This is a genomic window from Nostoc sp. T09 (assembly GCF_002154695.1).
GTDB lineage: Bacteria > Cyanobacteriota > Cyanobacteriia > Cyanobacteriales > Nostocaceae > Aulosira.
This window is the reverse complement of record NZ_MTAV01000182.1, coordinates 1-18,107: the sequence shown is the minus strand read 5'-3', so window position 1 is coordinate 18,107 and position 18,107 is coordinate 1. Positions and strand designations below refer to the sequence as shown.

The following is an 18,107-nucleotide window of genomic DNA, read 5'->3' as shown; positions in this document are numbered from 1 at the left end:
TAAGTAGGACTCGATTTTTTAGCTAAAAGTATAATTATTTATCAATTTGAGTCGATTATTTATAAGTAGGACTCGATTTTTTCGTTAAAAGTAGCAGCCTTTATAAGTTTGTTTGCAGTATGAGTAAGTTTTGCGGGAAATTGTAGTTACCGAAAAGCGATCGCAATTTACAATCAGCAAAATTTTAATCGAGTAGCCTAATTTACAATGTGGTTCGACAATTAGATTTTAACTGCGATCGCTCTGATCCATCTCTAGAGTAGAATGATACCCTCAGTAGGGGCACGGCATCGATAAAGTATCGGTCTGGGCGAAAGTCTTGGGGTGCCGTGCCCATACAATTTGGGTATGTTTTGAATTGGATGATTCTTGGCTTGTAATGATAAATGATACCAATACTTGAGGTATATCGAGCAGCGCATCGAGTATATTCTGGCTATATATTATATTGCAAAATAAAATAGCTGGTTGGTAAGGGCACGGCATTAAAAATATTTCGACCAAGCGCATAATCCACTCATGCCGTGCCCCTACGGTAAAATCGAAATGTTTTGCGATCGCCAATATATGATGGTGTAGTCGATTGATTGTAATTGCGTTTATCTACAGCTAAATAAAAGTGTTGTCGATATAGCACCAACGCCAATCTTCGCCTGGTTCAAACGATCGCACAATTGGATGCCCCGTTGTCTGAAAATGTTTAGTTGCGTGCTTGTTTTTAGAAGAGTCACAGCAGCCAATATGACCGCACATTAGGCATTCACGTAAATGTACCCAGCGATCGCCCATCGCTAAACATTCCTCACATCCAGTTGCGCTTGGTGTTACAGTTTGAATTTGATTGAGATGGGTACAATGTTTACTCATATCTGCCTCCAGGTAAGATTTTTTTAAAGCTGAGTTTCAATAATCTCTGGATCTTCTGCAACTAACTGTGCTGTTTTGCGAGAGCGAATAATTTCCAGGCTGACTTTACTGACCAGCATTGCCACTAGAGCACCTTCTAAAACAAGTGGTGGTAGGAAGCCGCCGATCGTGGCTAATCCCAGTGAGATGGCAATCATACTAACTGAAAGCCATTTAACTCGACGGTGACATCCCAAAACCCAGACAACAATAATCGCAAACACATACAGAGCAAGTCCGCCACAGAGTGTCCAGCGAGTTGCAGCCGAGAGCGCATGGTGATGGGCTTCCGATATAGTATGCTTAATGCCGACAGCCACCAGGGTTAGCCCCATGAGAATCGGCAGATGTCCATAGTTATAAATATGAACCGAGCGGATATCGCGGATAATTACTGAATTTTCTAGAAAGTTGAAATAGAGCCACCACAAGCAAGAGGCGATCGCAAAGCCACCAACTGCCGCCATAATTGAAGGAAGTCGCCAGTCTGTATTCGCTGTTGCCGTTGCGACAGAGACGATCGCCTCACCCAGCACAATGATCGTGAACAATCCGAATCGTTCCGGTAAATGGGAAGGATGGGAGGGAGTTCCAGCCAGAATCCGCGACCCGATGATTGGCATGGACAACTCAATAGCGATCGCAATCACCCATAAGCCGTAACGCAATGGCTCTGGAACAATAATAGAAATTAACCACAGACAGGTGCTAGGAATATAAGATGCAAGATAGAGTTTGACGCTGGCACGGGCAACCGGAACATGGCGAGATGCTCTGTAGTAAAGTGCTAGTACGACTGAACGCGCCAATACATAGGCCACTGTAAAGCCTGCGGAACCATCTCCAAAGGCATTGTGAACATTAGCTCCTAAAAATAGAATTGTCAGCATCCCGGTGAGCATTAGCAAGCGGTGGATGGAATCATCCGTATCGAAGCGATCGCTGTAAAACGTAAACAGCACCCATGCCCACCAACTCGGAACAAACAGCAAAACAAATTGCAGAAATCCGATGACTGTTAAATGCTCTTCCAGGTAATGACTTAATTCTGCGATCGCAACCACAAACACCAGATCGAAAAACAGTTCAATCCAAGTTGCGTGTTGTTCGCGCTCAAGATTGCGTAGACCCGGCCCACGTTGTGGAAGTTGGAGCGATTTGTTGTTTGAGGGTTGCAGTTGAGGCATAGGAATTCCAAAAGCTGGGACTGAATGAGCTATTGTTGAGAGTCATACTTTACTCAGGTAGCGGTGTACAAACTGCACACACACGCTGCCTTCTCCGACACCAGAAGCTACCCGCTTCACCGATGCATAGCGCACATCACCTGCTACAAAAATACCAGGCACACTGGTTTCTAGTAGATAGGGGTCTCGCTCCAAAGTCCATCCTTTTGGGCGGCGTTTTTCTCGGATTAAATCACCACCCGCCAGAATAAAACCGTTTTCATCGCGTTCGACGATGCCATCCAGCCAGTCAGTTTGGGGACGCGCACCAATGAAAATAAACAGTGACTTTGCAGGTAGAGTTTCCATCGCCCCTGTTTGGTCATCCTGGAGTACGATCGCCTCTAAATTTTGCTCCCCCTTTACTTCCACGACTTTGGTTTGAGTGCGGACGGTAATGTTCTCTGTGGCTGCAATTTGGTCAATCAGGTATTGCGACATGCTCTTGGTAAGCGAATCAGAGCGTACTAGCATTGTCACTGAGTGGGCATACTTAGAGAAATGCATCGCAGCTTGTCCAGCAGAGTTCGCGCCGCCAATGATAAACACTTCTTCACCCTGACAGGCGATCGCTTCGGTCATCGCCGCACCATAATATACACCCGCGCCGTACAGCCGTTCTTCACCTGGAATATCGAGCTTGCGATATGATACGCCCGTTGCAATCAACAGCGCGTGACAACTGATCTCACTGCCATCTGCCAAGGAAATCACCCGATAGGGGTCTTGAATCCGAACTCCTGTTACTGTTTGCGGTGTCAAAATTTCCACACCAAACCGTTTTGCTTGGGTTACTGCCCGACGCGCCAAATCTGCACCACTTAACCCCACGGGAAAGCCCAGATAGTTTTCAATGCGAGAACTCGATCCTGCCTGTCCACCTGGTGCTTCTCGCTCAATCATCACGGTGCTGAGTCCTTCAGATGCCCCATAAACAGCAGCAGCCAGTCCAGCTGGGCCGCCGCCGACAATTGCCAAATCATAAAATGGTCGTTCTGCCTGAGTCCGCAATCCAATCTGTTCAGCAATTTGTAGATTCGTTGGTTGCACCAGCCGGGAACCGTCTGGGAACAGTACTAGGGGTAAGCGTTGCACTCCATCGGGTTCGCTATAAGTCAGCAATTGAGCTGCTTCTTTTTCCAACTCCACATCCAGCCATTGATAGGGAATTTGATTGCGTGCCAGAAAATCTTTTACTTGGTGCGACTGCGGCGACCAACGGTTTCCCACTACCCGGATGCCTTCAAACGGTGGACGATAATCTGCCAACCAATCATCAATCAAATCATCCAGCACCGGATACAACCGTTCCTCTGGTGGGTCCCAAGGTTTGAGCAGATAATAGTCGAGTTTAGCGTTATTAATGGCACGAATCGCAGCATCCGTATCTGCGTAAGCGGTGAGCAACACCCGCTTGGCGTCAGGAAACAGCGCGATCGCCTGCTCCAAAAATTCTACCCCACTCATCTGGGGCATTCGTTGATCCACAAGAAATGTGGCAACGCTTTCATTGCGAATCTTCAGTTGGTTTAAAGCTTCTAATGCAGTTAATCCGGAGTCTGCCCGGACGATGCGAAAGCGATCGCCATATTCTTTTCGCAGGTCTCGCGCTACCGCTTGCAGCACATCGGGATCATCATCAACGGTGAGAATGACTGGTTTGGCCACGCCCCTGCTCTCCAAATTTAACAAGCTCCGCTTTCAGGCTAAAGCTAGATGGCAAAAAAGCGATTCTATCTAAAGAGTGAGTTTCAAATGCAACTTAGTCGGCTTTGATAAGGAAAAGCCTAACTATGCTGTCTGAGCAGACGAGGAATTATGCTTTGTCTTGAAGAACTGCTGACTCTGGAATTGTTTCAAGCCTTGCCACGAAACCGCCTCGACTGGATTTGCGATCGCGCTCAAACGATTGACCTGAAAACTGATGAAGTACTGATACATGAAGGCGATCCCCCCCGTGGCTTTTTCATTCTGTTATGTGGTCATATAGGAATGACACGGCGAAGTGATGGTTTGGAAATGCCGATTGGACAGCATGAAGCCCCTGGCTTTTTTGGTGAAATTCCCGTCTTGACCGGCGAGCCTGCCCCTGTGACAGTACGAGCGATTACGGAATGTCATTTGTATGAGCTATCAAGTGAAGATTTCCTGACATTGCTGCATGAGTGCCGCACTTTTGAGCAGATGGTTTTTCAAATTGTGGCAAAGCGATCGCGTGGATTAGAGTCCTTTATCCGCAACCGCGAGAAAATGGCAGCCTTGGGCACCTTAGCAGCAGGATTGGCGCACGAACTCAACAATCCGGCAGCCGCCTTGGTTCGGGCTTTACGAGATGTCACCCCAGCATTACTGGAATTGCAACGCATGAATATGGTGGCTGGACGACACCAAATTGATGAAGCACATACCCAAGAATGGTTCAAAGCACGGGATGAGGGATATGAAGCAATTATCCACAAGCGGGTTGATCCGATGACGTTGAGCGATCGCGAAGACCAAATGCTGAATTGGTTGGAAGATTACGGCGTAGAAGATGCTTGGAAACTGGCTGCACCTTTAGCTGAAGGCGGCATCAAAATTGCCACTCTCGAAGAATTGACAACTCAATGGCGGGATGACTTAACAGAAATGCGCGACATGGGAGTGCGTTGGTTGGCACTCTCGTTTGAAGTGATGTCAATGATCGCCAGTGGCTTGCGCGGTGCAGAACGCATAGCTGCATTGGTGCAGTCGATGAAGTCTTATTCCCATTTAGATCAGGGTGCGCGACAAGTAGTTGATGTGCATGAAGGACTGGAAGATACCCTGCGATTATTTTCATATAAACTGAAGCATGGTGTAGAAATTCGTCGCTCCTACGATGCAGCAATTCCCAAAATATGGGCGTATGGCAGTGAATTGAATCAGGTATGGACAAATTTAATTGATAACGCTATCGATGCAATGGAAGATAAAGGTGTACTTGAAATTGTCACCATCCACCACAGCGATCGCATCGAAGTACAAATCATCGATTCCGGATCGGGTATTCCACCAGAAATTCAATCGCGAATTTTTGAACCATTTTTTACGACAAAGCCCGTTGGCAAAGGTTCAGGGTTGGGCTTAGAAGTGGTGCGACGAATTGTCGAAATTCGCCATCAAGGAACGATAACGCTTGCATCCAAACCAGGCAAAACTCAGCTTACTGTTTGTTTACCGATCCTTCAGCATGGGCTTTAGTCTGCATTAATTTACATATTATTAAACCTTGTCTACTTTGATGGGGTTTATAAAAGCTAATACCACTTATCTTTAAAAGCTTTTAATGCTTTAAGATTGATGGATGAATGCCAAACTTCATGCCAGCAATATGCAACAACTATTTCCCGGTGAAGTATTTGCCAACACTGCTGATTTCGATACAGGAATTCGCCAGCTATTACCGCGATATGACGAGATGCTGGAGGTAATTACCCGTTGCCTGCCTTCTACAAGTCGTCGCATTTTAGAATTAGGCTGTGGCACAGGGGAATTGAGTCTGAAAATACTCCAGCATTGTCCTAATGCTCAAATAATTGCCCTAGATTACTCGCCGCGAATGTTGCAATTCGCTCAAAGTAAAATCGCCGCAGCTGGATATCAAAATCTCTGGAGTGGTATCGAAGCGGATTTTGGCGATTGGGCAAACAATCCAGAGAAATTGGCTATAGGTGGGGAATTTGATGCTTGTGTGTCATCTTTGGCAATTCACCATCTCCAAGATGAGATGAAATTCAAGTTATTTCAACAAATTGCTCTCAGTCTCAATCCTAATGGTTGTTTTTGGAATGCTGATCCCACCCTACCGGAAACACCTGTATTAATTGAAGTATACAAAGCAGCGCGAGAAGAATGGGCAGCCGCACAGGGGACAACGTTGGCAGAAGTTCGCGCTAAGGTAGGCACAAGTGTTACACAAGGCTACTCAAGTCAAGACCAGCTAGCTACTTTGAATACACATTTACAAATGCTCACACAAGCTGGTTTTGCAACAGTGGCAGTACCTTGGAAATATTACGGTATGGCGGTTTTTGGGGGCTGGCTGTGTAAATTTTAGATAGGAAGTTTTGAATCTGAAAGCCCCTCGACAAGTATATTTTTTCCAGTTTCTAGTAACAAATCAGTAATAAATTACACATTTACCCTTGACAAGACCTATTATATAAAACCGTTGGGTCTTTAAAGGAGATTTTGCGTCACCAGACAAGGATTTTGGCTGCATTTTGCGGAATCTTAATTTGTCTTGTGTTTCTATGTCATGTCCCAACATACAAATACTTGCCGAGGGTTAAGCCCTCTCTTAACAGACCTGTTATCAAACATAGAGTAGAAAGGACACGCTACTGACATTAGTTTTTCTACTCCTTTGAATAGTGGAGTTACAACTACTATTTGCCATCATTTACTTTAAAAAGGAGAATATTTGGGATGGCTCGAAATAAGAAGAAATCAACTGGTTTGAACTGTGAACATCCAGGGTACTCTAGATGCCCTATTTGTTGTATTATTCCACCCCATATACTGCAAAACGTCGCGGTAAATGGCAGCCCTGAGCAGCGTAGTTGGGCTTTTCAGACATTAAATGTTTCAGCGCAACTACGCGGAAGACGGAATATAGTAGGTGCTATCTCGTTTGCGCCATCCCCAGGTGAGAAGCGCCGTACTATCTACGATGCTCGAAATTCCGAAAACCTACCTGGTACAGCGGTGCGACATGAAGGAGATCCACCAAGCACTGACGAAGCCGTGAATGAAGCTTATGATTCGGCTGGTGCTACTTATGACTTATTTTATGAGATATTCGATCGCAATTCTATTGATGATAAAGGACTGCGTTTAGACTCGACTGTGCATTACGGTGTCAAATACGATAATGCTTTCTGGAATGGCGACCAGATGGTATATGGTGATGGTGATGGGCAATTATTTCAACGCTTCACTAAGTCTATTGATGTGATTGCTCATGAGTTAACTCATGGTGTGGTTCAGTATGAAGCTGGTCTACAATATTACGGCGAACCAGGAGCACTCAATGAGTCATTTGCTGATGTTTTTGGTGCTTTGGTAAAACAGAAAACCAAAAATCAAACAGCACAAGAGGCAGACTGGATTATTGGCGAAGGACTTTTGGCTACGACTGTCAAAGGTGTTGGTATACGTTCGCTGAAGGCACCAGGAACAGCGTACGATGATCCGGTAATGGGTCAAGATCCTCAACCAGCCTATATGAAAGATAAGTATACTGGTTTGGAAGATAACGCTGGTGTGCATATTAATTCCGGCATTCCTAACCATGCTTTTTATCTAGCAGCAATGGAGATTGGCGGCTATGCTTGGGAAAAAACTGGCAAAATCTGGTACATAACTTTACGCGATCGCCTACGTGCTAATGCTAATTTTAAAACAGCTGCCAACGCAACTATCAAAGTAGCTGGCGAACTCTACGGTAACGATAGTCAAGAACAGAAAGCTGTACAAAACGCTTGGAAAAAGGTGGGTGTGCTTTCTTAATGAATGGTGAATGATGAATAATGAACGAGTAAAATTTTCATAATTTATCATTCATCATTCAGAATTTATACTGGGTTGTCCTTTGTTGTTACACTGGGAGATGATAGTTAAAATCTTCCAGTCTTTTTGTTTCTCCCCTTAGATAGGACAACGGAGAGTAAAAAATGCGGATTTCCTTTGAACGCACAGGTGGCTTTGCTGGAATTAGTAAGAAAACAACTGTGGATACAGCTACTCTCCCACCAAACGAAGCCAACGAACTACCGCGACTGGTGGAAGCTGCTGGTTTGTTTAACTTACCTGAAAAAATTACTTCCCCTAATCCCCAGGTTGATCGCTTTCAGTATAAGTTGACAGTAGAAGACCAAGGTAAGCAACATACCGTGACAGTGAGTGAGGCCGCATTACCAGGAACCTTGAGACCCCTGATTGAATGGCTCAATCAAGTAGCACGACACTCTTCTTGAAACATTTATTTCTTTTGACTTTTGAGTTCCTCGCAGCAGACTAGCCTATCGGCATAGGAATTACGCCTTCAGGCAATAAGGGTTCCCAGGCTGTTCCTTTATAGCCATAATCAAAAATTTCGGGATGCAACATTTCTGCCAAAATCTCTAAGGAATCTACTAGTCGTGGGCCTGGACGGTTGAAGTAAGAATTCCCATCAGTAATGTAGACTCTGCCCGTTTGGACTGCGTGGAGTTGTTGCCATTCTGAACGTTGAGTTAACAGATGTACTTCTTGGCGAGTGCGATGTAAATCCCAACCACAAAGCATAAAGACAATCACATCTGGATCGCTGGCTATGACTGTTTCCCACGGCACAATAGCAGATGGTTTACCTGGAGAACTAAATAGGGTTTGTCCACCTACTAAGTTGACTAATTCCGGAATCCAGTTGCCGACTACCATCAAAGGATCTGTCCATTCGATGCAGGCGACAGTGGGAAGTTCTGTTAAAGAAAGTCCTTGGATTTTTTGCTGACAAATTTTGACGCGAGCTTCTAAGTTTTCTAGTACTTTAACTGAGTCTACTTCAAAGGTGTTACCAATTTGCTCGATATCGTGCCAAACATCTTGAAGCAAATTGGGCTGCAAAGAAATAATCTGCGGTGAAGTGTGGATCAGATTGGCAACTGCTTTTTCTACTTCTTGTAGGCTAACTGCACAAACATCACACTGGTCTTGAGTCACAATATGCGTGGGTTGCAATTGCTCTAGAATCTCAGTGTTGATTTCATAGATACTAAGAGCAGATTGCAATAAATTGTTAACCTCATTGTGAATTTCGCTACTGGAAGCATTGCTATCTAAGCGTGCTGCGGTACAAATGGGACGATTTTGAATTTCCGGTGGGTAGTCACATTCGTGCGATCGCCCAACAATTGCGTCAGCTAAACCCAGTGCCCCTAAAATCTCCGTTCCACTAGGAATCAGAGAGACAATTCTTACACTGTTATCTTTCATTGCTCCACCTCTGCAACAGCTGCTCTTAGTTTAATTGTCGCAAAAGTTATGAGGTAGCGTATCTCTATCTAAAGGAATACACAGGCGTTTTTTTCGTCAATATTTAGCAATAATTTCCCAATAATTTAGATTTTTTGTAGCAATTGGGAAAAACTTAAAGCGCAAGGGGCAAGAAAATTTAATAGAATAATCTTTCATAACATCAATGTTTTGTGGTCGTCCGCCAGTCATGCAATTTTAAATGTTCGATTGCTTGAAACTAATTAATTTATTAGTAATCAGTTTTGCTACTGATATTTATCAGTCTGCGTATAATAATAATTTACGCTGATGGGCGAATATTCTGGTTTTTGAAGGTGCATCTTTAGCAGCTTTTTCCGTCGCCCAATACTATGAAGCTGCTCCACTGGTAACAAGCATGACTTGCGAACGAATCAACATTCTGCTGTTTTGTGAAAATCATACAGAATTTGCCGCGAAAAAAGCATCTGACAACGTCAGGGGCAATGCTAGCTTGGTGTCTTCCATTCTCTCGGATTTAGGGATGAAAAACCCTGTATCCCTACCTCGGTTTCAGCTAATTCAGGCTCAGGAATTTTTGGAGGGTGTATATGCTTTACAAACTCAATCAATTGATGTAGCGATCTTGAATTTATCCCTGAAGGATGCTAGAGATTTAAAAATTATTTCTGATATGCGATCGCTAGCTCCCAATGTGCCAATTATCGCGATCGGGGATGTGGATGATGAGGTTCGCAGCTTGCAAGCTCTGAGTTTAGGCGCACAGGACTATTTAATCACTAGTGAGATCACCCCTCAACTTTTGCGTCGGCGATTGCTCTATGCGATCGAGCAGCAACGGCGTCAAATCAAGGAACAAGCAAACACTGTTGCAATCCACAAAGAAAGTCAACAGGGACGATTGTCGTCTTTATCTAACTTGTCTAAGTGCCAATCCCAATGGCGTTTTCTGTCTGAGGCAACTTTTGAAGGAATAATCATACACGATCGGGGAATGATTTTAGATGCTAATCATATCTTGGCAAAAATGACAGGATATGAAGTTGCAGAACTAATTGGCAAAAATAGCCTGGAACTTCTCGCACTAGAATCACAAGATTTGATGATCAAGAATATACTTTCCGGTTCTGAAAAAGCTTGTGAAGTAATTGTAGTTAGGAAGGATGGCTCTACTTTTTTTGTAGAACTCCAAGGCAAAATTATTTCTTACGCAGGTCAAAAAATGCATGTGGTGGCAGCAAGAGATATTACAGAGCGCAAGCAGTCCCAAGAGGCTTTGCAAATCAGAGAACATGCTCGCAGGAAACAAAGTCAAACGCTGGTGCAACTAGCAAGAAGTAAAACATTCCAACAAGGTAATCTCAATGCGGCCTTCCAAGAGATTACAGAAGCTGCTGCTCGCACACTTTCGGTGCAGCGAGTTGGTGTGTGGTTATATAACGAAGACCACTCAACGTTAGAATGTATCGATTTGTATGATGTGAGAACAAAAGAACATAGCTGCGGCTTATCGCTATTGAAAGCGAATTATCCTGATTATTTCCAAGCCTTGGAAGAAGAACGTAGCATTGCTGCCCATGATGCCATCAACGACACCAGAACTCAAGAATTATCCCAGTCTTACCTCTGTGTGTTAGGGATTAGCTCATTGTTGAATGCACCAATTTGGCTGGGAGGTCGGTTGGTAGGCGTAGTCTCCCATGAACACTTTGGCGATCTGCGCCAATGGACATTGGAAGAAGAGAATTTTGCAGGTTCCATCGCAGATTTTGTCACCCTAGCCATAGAAGCGAGCGAACGTAACGCCGCAGAAGAAGCATTACGCCAGAGTGAGGCGCAATTTCGAGCAATTTTTGAGTGTTCTTCTATCGGTATCGGGCTGATAGACATGAAAGCACAAATAGTCGATGCTAATCCAGCGCTATGTCAGATGCTAGGTTACAGCCGCGAAGAGCTATGTGGTGAGCGGTTCACAAATTATGTTTCCCCGCAAAAAGGGGATGTAGATCTCTTGAGACAACTTCTTTCAGGCATTCGCTCAGATCCCGAAAAGCTTGTTGAAAGACATCGCATTGAGATCGAAAGACTCTTCTTACATAAAGAGGGAAGGTTAGTTTGGACTCGTCTGTCAGTTTCAGTCATACCAGACAGTAATGGCAACCCTGAGTTTTTCTTAACTATTATTGAGGATATTACCGAACGCAAGCAAACCGAATTGAAACTGCGTGCATCTCAAGCAGCGGCAGAAGCTGGTAGCCGTGCTAAAAGCGAATTTTTAGCGACTATGAGTCACGAACTGCGCACACCCCTCAATGCGATTATGGGTTTATCGCAATTGCTGCAACAAGAAATGGTTGGGTCGCTCAATGAAAAGCAAAAGGAATATATAAGTTGTGTATATAGTAGTGGTGAACATTTATTGGCATTGATTAATGATATTCTTGACCTTTCTAAAGTAGAAGCAGGTAAAGAAGAACTTTTGCTGTTACCGTTGCTAGTTACAGATGTCTGTAATTCTGTAATTTCTACGGTTTCCGATCAAGCTTTAGATAAAGGATTGCAACTCACAAGCGAAATTGATCCACAAGCTAATATTTGTGTTGCTGATGAACGGCGAATTAAGCAAATGCTACTTAATCTGCTGACTAACGCGATTAAATTCACTCCATCTGGTCAAGTATCTTTAGAAGTAAAAAAAGTCAGCAACGGCATTACATTTACAGTTGCAGATACTGGTATTGGCATTGATTCCAATCATTTTCAATTTCTATTTGAACCTTTTAAACAGCTTGATAGCCGGTTAAATCGTCAGTATGAAGGTACTGGTTTGGGTTTAGCCTTGACACGCAAACTAGCACGTTTGCATGGCGGCGATGTGACAGTAGAATCAACTTTAGGACAAGGCAGCCGATTTACTGTGTTTCTCCCCGAACAACCATATTTGGCAGAGGAAGAGCCAATATAGTTTAGCTTGGTACTGTGTAAAGTCTATTCATCAAACGTGAACTTTGAATTTATCCTATTTTGCCCGAGTAAGTCTTTAATAAAAATCTGTTAGCAAAAGCTCAAATATTACTAAATATCCGCTTTCGTCTGTCCGGTTCATGGCCTATACTAGACAGGTGTTATAGGTACAGGCATACGCTTACGCTATCCTGGCTTACGTGCCGCGAGAATCAAAAACAATGGAATACGCTTTCGCCGCTCGTAGGTTTGCACTTCTTGAAAATGTTCGCGTTGCGGACATGCTTCACGCAGATCCTCAATGATAAAACCAGCTTTATTGAGGAGATGGAAATAGTCTTCAACCGTGCGGTGATATTTTTGCACAGTACCGCCGAGCCAATGCGTAACTCGCAGTCCGGTCGTAAAATAGTTATCGACAACCCAATCTTGGCGAAGCGTCCCAGAGGTCCAGCCTTTGTCAGAGGAAGTGATCACGGGATGCTCGACCGAAAAGACAAACAGTCCCGCAGGTGTAAGTGTCTGGAATATTTGGGTGCAAATTGGTGCCAGATCAGCGACATAATGCAGGGAGAGTTGTGCGATCACTAGATCGAATGCGGCGTGTGAATACGTCCAGTTCTCAATTGTTTGCTCAATGATCTGACCTGCTGTGTCAGCAAGTGTCTTGGTCGCAACAGCAGCCATTTTGTGTGAGCCTTCGATACCAGTGTAGCTTGCAGCGCCGTGAGCGAGGAGTTCTCGCCCAATTGCCGCATTGCCACACCCCAAATCGAGGATACGTTTGCCATTAATGGGTTGAATAAGATCCATCATCACTGGTTTTTCCAGCGTATCGTTTGGTGTATCTACACGTTGACGAACGCCCATATAGGTTGCAAAAACCGCTTCATCGTCATAGAAGTTTGGGCCTGTCTGCGCCATATGTGCTTTTCCTCCGCACTACGCCGATCACCTTATCGGCATATTAGCAAATCAACAATGAGTACAGATTAGTACTTGCAGCGATGCTAATTGGATGAGGTTTAATAAACTTTAAGGGATATTAGATCAATAGCTTCTTCATTTTTATATGGGGAATGCCTGCTTCTATAAATATTTCTCCTTCTTCTACAAAACCTATTTTTCGATATAAATCTTTGACATATTCTTGAGAATTAATTACAACTTCTGGAAAATTTTTAGTAGCTATAATTTCTATTGCCTTTCCCATGATTTGCTTACCAATTCCCTTACCTCTGGCGATAGATAAAACAGCCAGTCTTTCTATTTTGGCAGTGTGTTCATCCAAATATCTAATTCGCGCAGTCCCAACAGCTTCTTTATTTAAATAAGCAATTAAATGCTCGCAGATTTCATCTTTACCATCAAACTCTAATGCAGGTTCTACCCCTTGTTCTTTCTGAAATACGGTGATTCTAATTGCTTGAATCGCCGTAAATTCTTCCGGATATTCAACGATTTTAATAATTAAATCTCTGTTCACCATCTCTCTGCGTTCTCTGCGCCTCTGTGGTTCGATATCAAGTTAAAAATTAAGGTGGGCATTGCCCACCCTACTTAATTTATTTTAATTGGCTATGATGTTCGGTAAGGTCAAGGACGGGGAAACCCCGTCCCTACGTTAATCTGCACCTTCAATTGGTGCAAAACCTTGGCGTTGAATATTTTCTGTGATTGTGCGCGGTTCTAGGAATTGAAGCAGGTAATCAGGGCCTCCTGCCTTAGAACCAACGCCAGAAAGATTGAATCCACCAAATGGTTGACGGGCAACGATCGCTCCTGTAATTGTACGGTTAATGTACAAATTGCCGACTTCAAAATCTTGTTGTGCTTGCTGAATATGGGATGGTGTGCGAGAGTAAAGTCCTCCAGTTAAAGCAAAGTTAGTACCGTTAGCTACTGCTAATGCTTCCTGAAAGTCTTTCACTCGAATTACCGCTAGCACAGGGCCAAAAATTTCTTGTTGGGCAATTATCGCATTTGGCGGGACTTCGCTAAAGATAACTGGCCCAATAAAATATCCCTGTTCTGGTGCTGGTAACTCCAGTGCTAATTGTGCTTCTGACTTACCTTTTTCAATATACTCGCGAATGCGATCGCGGGCATTAGCATCAATCACCGGGCCGACTTGGGTGCTGGGTAACTCTGTTTCCCCAATGTTCAAGGATTTTGTGGCTTCTACCAGGCGTTCCACAAATGAATCATAAATCGATTGCAGCACAATTACCCTAGAACAAGCAGAACATTTTTGTCCGCTGTAACCAAAGGCTGATTGCACTACTCCCACAACAGCTTGGTCTAAATCAGCACTTTCATCTACAATAATGGCATTCTTACCACCCATCTCTGCAATTACTCGCTTCATGTGCCTTTGTAAAGGTTTCAATGTAGATGCTTCTGCGTAAATCTTACATCCCACTTCCTGAGAACCAGTAAAAGCAATCACATGAGTATCTGGATGACTTACCAAATACGCCCCGACTTGGGAACCCTTACCGGGTACATATTGAAAGACACCTTTAGGAATCCCAGCCTCTACCAGAATTTCTGTAAGTTTCGCCGTAATTATAGAAGATGTTTCCGCAGGTTTGAGGAGAGTACAATTGCCAGTAACTAACGCTGCTACAGTCATACCACAAGCGATCGCCAAAGGAAAATTCCAAGGAGAAATGACGACAGCAATACCTCGCGGCTGGTAAATATAACGATTTGTCTCTCCAGCAACATCGTAATTTACGCCTTTATCCAACCGTTCCATTTCATCAGCGTAGTAGCGACAGAAGTCTATCGCCTCAGAAACCTCTGCATCTGCTTCCTTAACTGGCTTTCCAACTTCCAACACTATCCAAGCTGAAAGTTCCGCACGGCGCTGTTCCATCAAATCCCCAGCTTTGCGCAAAATGTCAGCGCGTTGCTTAACTGGTGTTTTCCGCCAAGCTGGAAAAGCCGCCTTCGCCACTTTCATCGCCTGTTCAGCTTGTTCAACACTGATGAGTCCAACCTTACCAATTACCTGACTGAAATTAGAAGGATTGAGAGAATCAATCACTTCCTGGGTATTCACATACTCTCCATTAATCAGTGGTAAATAAGTTCTCCCCAATTGTTGATGAACAGATTGAAAAGCTTGATCGGATTTCCTTCTCTCTTCCTCCTCCGCATAATCAGTATCCGCCACACCCACAAAACCAGCATTTTCTTCTTTGCGCGCCAGTTGCTTCAAGTCGGCACTGCCCAACGTACTGGCTTGCCTTTGCGCCTTTGCGTGAGAAAAATCAATATTGGGAGGTGCTAACAATTCCTCAATCGGTCGATTTTCTAGATTTTGCCGTAAAAAAGAACTGTTAGCCGTATTTTCCAACAACCGACGAATTAAATAAGCCATTCCCGGCAATAATTCACCGTAGGGACAGTAAACCCGCACCCGATAACCCCGATCCACCAACGCCTTTGCCAGTTTATCGCCCATACCGTAGAGGACTTGCATTTCAAACCGACGGCGAGGTACTTTTAAGGTTTCTGCAATAGCTATTGCCTTAGCTTGCGATCGCACATTATGGCTACCAATGGCAGCATATAGATATTGATGATTCTCTAGCAATAATTGAGTTATGGTTTCAAAGTTGGCATCGCTGGCTGCTTTATCGTTGTAAACAGGCTGCGGCCAATGTTTTTGGGCTGCTTTAATAGTTTCCTGATCCCAATATGCGCCTTTGACTAAGCGGATTGTTAAAGGATAACCACGCTGTTTCAACCAAGAAATGACATCTTTGGCATCTTGTTCGCTGTCTCGCAGATATGCTTGGATGGTGATTCCAATATCTGTACGTTGTCTAAACTCGTCTTCGGTTAATAATTTTTTGAGGATTTTGAGAGTTATGTCTTTATAGGCATACTGTTCCATATCAAAATGCACAGCTGCCCCTAATTGTTGAGCATGACGCAACAAAGTGCGAATGCGATCGCTAACTCGTTCCTCACTACCCTCAGCATCTAATGGGTCAAATTGGGAATAAAACGCCGTTAACTTCACAGAAACTTGGACTTTTGGTAGCTGTTCGCCATCTGCCTCATCAATAGCCCCAATAGCTTTCCAATTCTTGGATGCTACTACCAATTGCTGCATTAATTCTAAATAGCGTTCTAAGTATGATTTTGCTTCTGTTTCTGTAATTACCGCCTCACCAAGTAAGTCAATGGTGAAAGCCATTTTTTCTTTACGTAGTCGTTCAACTGTTTTGATAACTTGTGTAATATTTTCCCCAGAAATATATTTATGAGCGAGAGTTTCAACTGCTGTCGCCACGGTTGTTGCTGCCACTTGCCCTGGCATAGAATCAGGGTTAGCAAAGTTGAGCATTCCCTTTAAAGCCGCAGGTAATTCTACTGTTTCATCTCCGAGATATTCTTGTAAATGTGCGGCAATTTCTGCTTTGCTGCGTAAAGCGGGTAATGTATCGATAAAGCGAAATAATTGCACCCTTAATCCAGGATTGCTCATCGCCCAAGCTAGTAATTTATCATCCCAGCGCATCTGATCGCGTAGAGAGGCAAAAAATGAGCGATTTTCTTGGGTTACTTCTAGAAGTTGTTTAGCAATTTCTTGGGTTTTAGCTTCGTAGGTGCTTGTTTGTACTTGTAATACCACTGATAGTAAACTCCTAATTATAGGTAAGGCTGCGATTGCCAGCCTCTGTCTTCTATTTTGACTCTTTCATTTTGCTGCCACCATATTTCAAGAGTTCAAAATTCACAATCCCTGACGAAAAGCTGCCTACAGAAACGGTAGAGAGATAGGATATCTAATGATGGTAAAAATTGGTGATATTTTTAGCAAAATGATATGATTGACAACTACACAGTATAATTACCTTATTTTGACCAGTTATTTCAGGATTTAGAGCAAGACAACACTGAAGTAATTAAAGCTTTTAGTCTGCATTACATTAGAGCTATTGAGCTTTATAGATGAGCTTGCATCAGCAACAGAAAATTTAACCAGACGAGTGTGCGATGCAAATAAAGCCGCTGATGCAGAAAGTACTTTGGATTTTGATTGTGAATACGGGGGCACGATTGCCAGTTGTAGCGATCGCTTCAGCAATATGCTGATATATTCTAAACTTGAGCGGACAGATATCGCAGCACAGGAGATTAGCTCAGTTATCAAATTTTCACAAGCAGAGTACTAACGAATAATGCTTAAAATGGAATTTTGCCTTACAAGCTAAAAGATTCAGATATGCCTACAGAAAACCTCATGGATATCTTATTATGGCGCTGGCAACAAACACTCCAATCTTTTAGCATTGACCAAGTAGCTGCCGATTGGGCCTTTAATGATCTGGTTGAAGCTTATTCTAGCTTTGGTCGTTACTACCACACACTAAAACATATTCACCACGTCCTCAGCACAATTGAGACTTTAGAAGGCTATACCCAAGACTTAATTTCTGTGCAACTTGCGGCTTGGCTTCACGATATAGTTTATGACACTCAAGCTCAAGATAACGAAGAAAGAAGCGCAGAATATGCTTATGAGTTGTTGAGTAATTTAAAAATTCCACTTAATAATATTATTACTGTTAACCGTCTAATTCTTAATACAAAAAAGCATCAATCTGCTGCCGATGATTTTGATAGCCAAGTACTACTTGATGCAGATTTAGCCATTTTGTCTGTTGACTCAAGCCAGTATCAGGAATACGCTAATGCAATTCGCCAAGAATATGCCTGGGTGCCAGAAGCAAAATATATTGCAGGTCGTAAACAAATTTTAGAGCGATTTTTGCAGCGGCAACGCATTTATTTTACGCCTTTAATGTTTGAGGTTGCTGAAGTATCTGCTAGAGCTAATCTTAAAGCAGAAATTCAACTTCTTAACGAGCAAGAAACTCATGGATAATACAAAAAACCTATAATTATTTTGGCTCTACCGTACTTGTTATGCTAAATTCATAGTCTTTAAGAGGGAACAGGGAACAGGGA

Annotated in this window: 14 protein-coding genes; 7 read left to right on the top strand and 7 right to left on the bottom strand. The window is 43.4% G+C overall.

The window, feature by feature from the left end:
* Nucleotides 1-609 precede the first annotated feature (609 nt).
* Genes BV372_RS29540 through BV372_RS29530 form a run of 3 tightly spaced genes read right to left on the bottom strand, consistent with a single transcriptional unit; the run spans nt 610 to nt 3,800 of the window.
* Entirely contained in the window at nt 610-867 is a 258-nt protein-coding gene (locus tag BV372_RS29540; RefSeq protein ID WP_086690255.1) for a ubiquitin carboxyl-terminal hydrolase 14, read from the bottom strand.
* Nucleotides 868-890: 23 nt separating this feature from the next.
* Nucleotides 891-2,093 carry a low temperature requirement protein A gene (locus BV372_RS29535; protein WP_086690253.1) on the bottom strand — a complete coding sequence of 401 codons (1,203 nt, stop codon included), beginning with the start codon at nt 2,091-2,093 and terminating at the stop codon, nt 891-893.
* Nucleotides 2,094-2,135: 42 nt separating this feature from the next.
* Nucleotides 2,136-3,800, bottom strand: a complete 1,665-nt coding sequence (locus tag BV372_RS29530; RefSeq protein WP_086690252.1) for a response regulator — start codon at nt 3,798-3,800, stop codon at nt 2,136-2,138.
* Between the two features lie 150 nt (nt 3,801-3,950).
* On the opposite strand from BV372_RS29530, the gene BV372_RS29525 reads away from it, so the two are divergent.
* The 4 genes from BV372_RS29525 to BV372_RS29510 all read left to right on the top strand — a co-directional run bounded on the left by BV372_RS29525 (nt 3,951) and on the right by BV372_RS29510 (nt 8,131).
* Nucleotides 3,951-5,354 (top strand): ATP-binding protein, encoded by a 1,404-nt coding sequence (locus tag BV372_RS29525; protein ID WP_086690250.1) that lies wholly within the window; start codon nt 3,951-3,953, stop codon nt 5,352-5,354.
* Nucleotides 5,355-5,484: 130 nt separating this feature from the next.
* Entirely contained in the window at nt 5,485-6,210 is a 726-nt protein-coding gene (locus BV372_RS29520) for a trans-aconitate 2-methyltransferase (protein ID WP_086690266.1), read from the top strand.
* A gap of 371 nt (nt 6,211-6,581) precedes the next feature.
* Nucleotides 6,582-7,664, top strand: a complete 1,083-nt coding sequence (locus tag BV372_RS29515) for a M4 family metallopeptidase (protein WP_086690248.1) — start codon at nt 6,582-6,584, stop codon at nt 7,662-7,664.
* Between the two features lie 164 nt (nt 7,665-7,828).
* Nucleotides 7,829-8,131: a protealysin inhibitor emfourin gene (locus BV372_RS29510; RefSeq protein WP_086690246.1), complete on the top strand. Its 303-nt coding sequence runs from the start codon at nt 7,829-7,831 to the stop codon at nt 8,129-8,131.
* A 40-nt stretch (nt 8,132-8,171) separates the two neighbouring features.
* Here the strand turns inward: BV372_RS29510 and BV372_RS29505 are convergent, their stop codons facing one another.
* On the bottom strand, nt 8,172-9,131 hold the full coding sequence (locus BV372_RS29505) for a cobalamin-binding protein (RefSeq protein WP_086690244.1): 960 nt from the start codon (nt 9,129-9,131) through the stop codon (nt 8,172-8,174).
* Nucleotides 9,132-9,549: 418 nt separating this feature from the next.
* On the opposite strand from BV372_RS29505, the gene BV372_RS29500 reads away from it, so the two are divergent.
* Complete coding sequence (locus BV372_RS29500) at nt 9,550-12,117, top strand: PAS domain S-box protein (RefSeq protein WP_143845375.1); 2,568 nt, start codon at nt 9,550-9,552, stop codon at nt 12,115-12,117.
* A 185-nt stretch (nt 12,118-12,302) separates the two neighbouring features.
* Here the strand turns inward: BV372_RS29500 and BV372_RS29495 are convergent, their stop codons facing one another.
* From BV372_RS29495 to pruA, 3 genes are all read right to left on the bottom strand, one after another.
* The gene (locus tag BV372_RS29495) at nt 12,303-13,040 is read right to left on the bottom strand and encodes a class I SAM-dependent methyltransferase (RefSeq protein ID WP_086690242.1); all 738 of its coding nucleotides are present in this window, start codon (nt 13,038-13,040) and stop codon (nt 12,303-12,305) included.
* 121 nt (nt 13,041-13,161) lie between these two features.
* Nucleotides 13,162-13,605 carry a GNAT family N-acetyltransferase gene (locus BV372_RS29490; RefSeq protein WP_086690240.1) on the bottom strand — a complete coding sequence of 148 codons (444 nt, stop codon included), beginning with the start codon at nt 13,603-13,605 and terminating at the stop codon, nt 13,162-13,164.
* A 135-nt stretch (nt 13,606-13,740) separates the two neighbouring features.
* Complete coding sequence (gene pruA / locus BV372_RS29485) at nt 13,741-16,767, bottom strand: L-glutamate gamma-semialdehyde dehydrogenase (protein ID WP_086690238.1); 3,027 nt, start codon at nt 16,765-16,767, stop codon at nt 13,741-13,743.
* 307 nt (nt 16,768-17,074) lie between these two features.
* Here pruA and BV372_RS36750 point away from each other — a divergent pair, with 307 nt between their 5' ends.
* Together BV372_RS36750 and BV372_RS29475 are read left to right on the top strand one after the other, a co-directional pair.
* On the top strand, nt 17,075-17,311 hold the full coding sequence (locus BV372_RS36750) for a hypothetical protein (protein WP_086690236.1): 237 nt from the start codon (nt 17,075-17,077) through the stop codon (nt 17,309-17,311).
* Between the two features lie 50 nt (nt 17,312-17,361).
* On the top strand, nt 17,362-18,024 hold the full coding sequence (locus BV372_RS29475; protein ID WP_086690234.1) for a hypothetical protein: 663 nt from the start codon (nt 17,362-17,364) through the stop codon (nt 18,022-18,024).
* Nucleotides 18,025-18,107: the final 83 nt, after the last annotated feature.

Coding starts and splice junctions, on each gene's coding strand:
- BV372_RS29515 (WP_086690248.1), top strand. CDS start 6,582: ATGGCTCGAAATAAGAAGAAATCAACTGGTTTGAACTGTGAACATCCA.
- BV372_RS29495 (WP_086690242.1), bottom strand. CDS start 13,040: ATGGCGCAGACAGGCCCAAACTTCTATGACGATGAAGCGGTTTTTGCA.
- BV372_RS29500 (WP_143845375.1), top strand. CDS start 9,550: ATGACTTGCGAACGAATCAACATTCTGCTGTTTTGTGAAAATCATACA.
- BV372_RS29490 (WP_086690240.1), bottom strand. CDS start 13,605: ATGGTGAACAGAGATTTAATTATTAAAATCGTTGAATATCCGGAAGAA.
- BV372_RS29510 (WP_086690246.1), top strand. CDS start 7,829: ATGCGGATTTCCTTTGAACGCACAGGTGGCTTTGCTGGAATTAGTAAG.
- BV372_RS29535 (WP_086690253.1), bottom strand. CDS start 2,093: ATGCCTCAACTGCAACCCTCAAACAACAAATCGCTCCAACTTCCACAA.
- BV372_RS29525 (WP_086690250.1), top strand. CDS start 3,951: ATGCTTTGTCTTGAAGAACTGCTGACTCTGGAATTGTTTCAAGCCTTG.
- BV372_RS29540 (WP_086690255.1), bottom strand. CDS start 867: ATGAGTAAACATTGTACCCATCTCAATCAAATTCAAACTGTAACACCA.
- BV372_RS29475 (WP_086690234.1), top strand. CDS start 17,362: ATGCCTACAGAAAACCTCATGGATATCTTATTATGGCGCTGGCAACAA.
- BV372_RS29520 (WP_086690266.1), top strand. CDS start 5,485: ATGCAACAACTATTTCCCGGTGAAGTATTTGCCAACACTGCTGATTTC.
- BV372_RS29505 (WP_086690244.1), bottom strand. CDS start 9,131: ATGAAAGATAACAGTGTAAGAATTGTCTCTCTGATTCCTAGTGGAACG.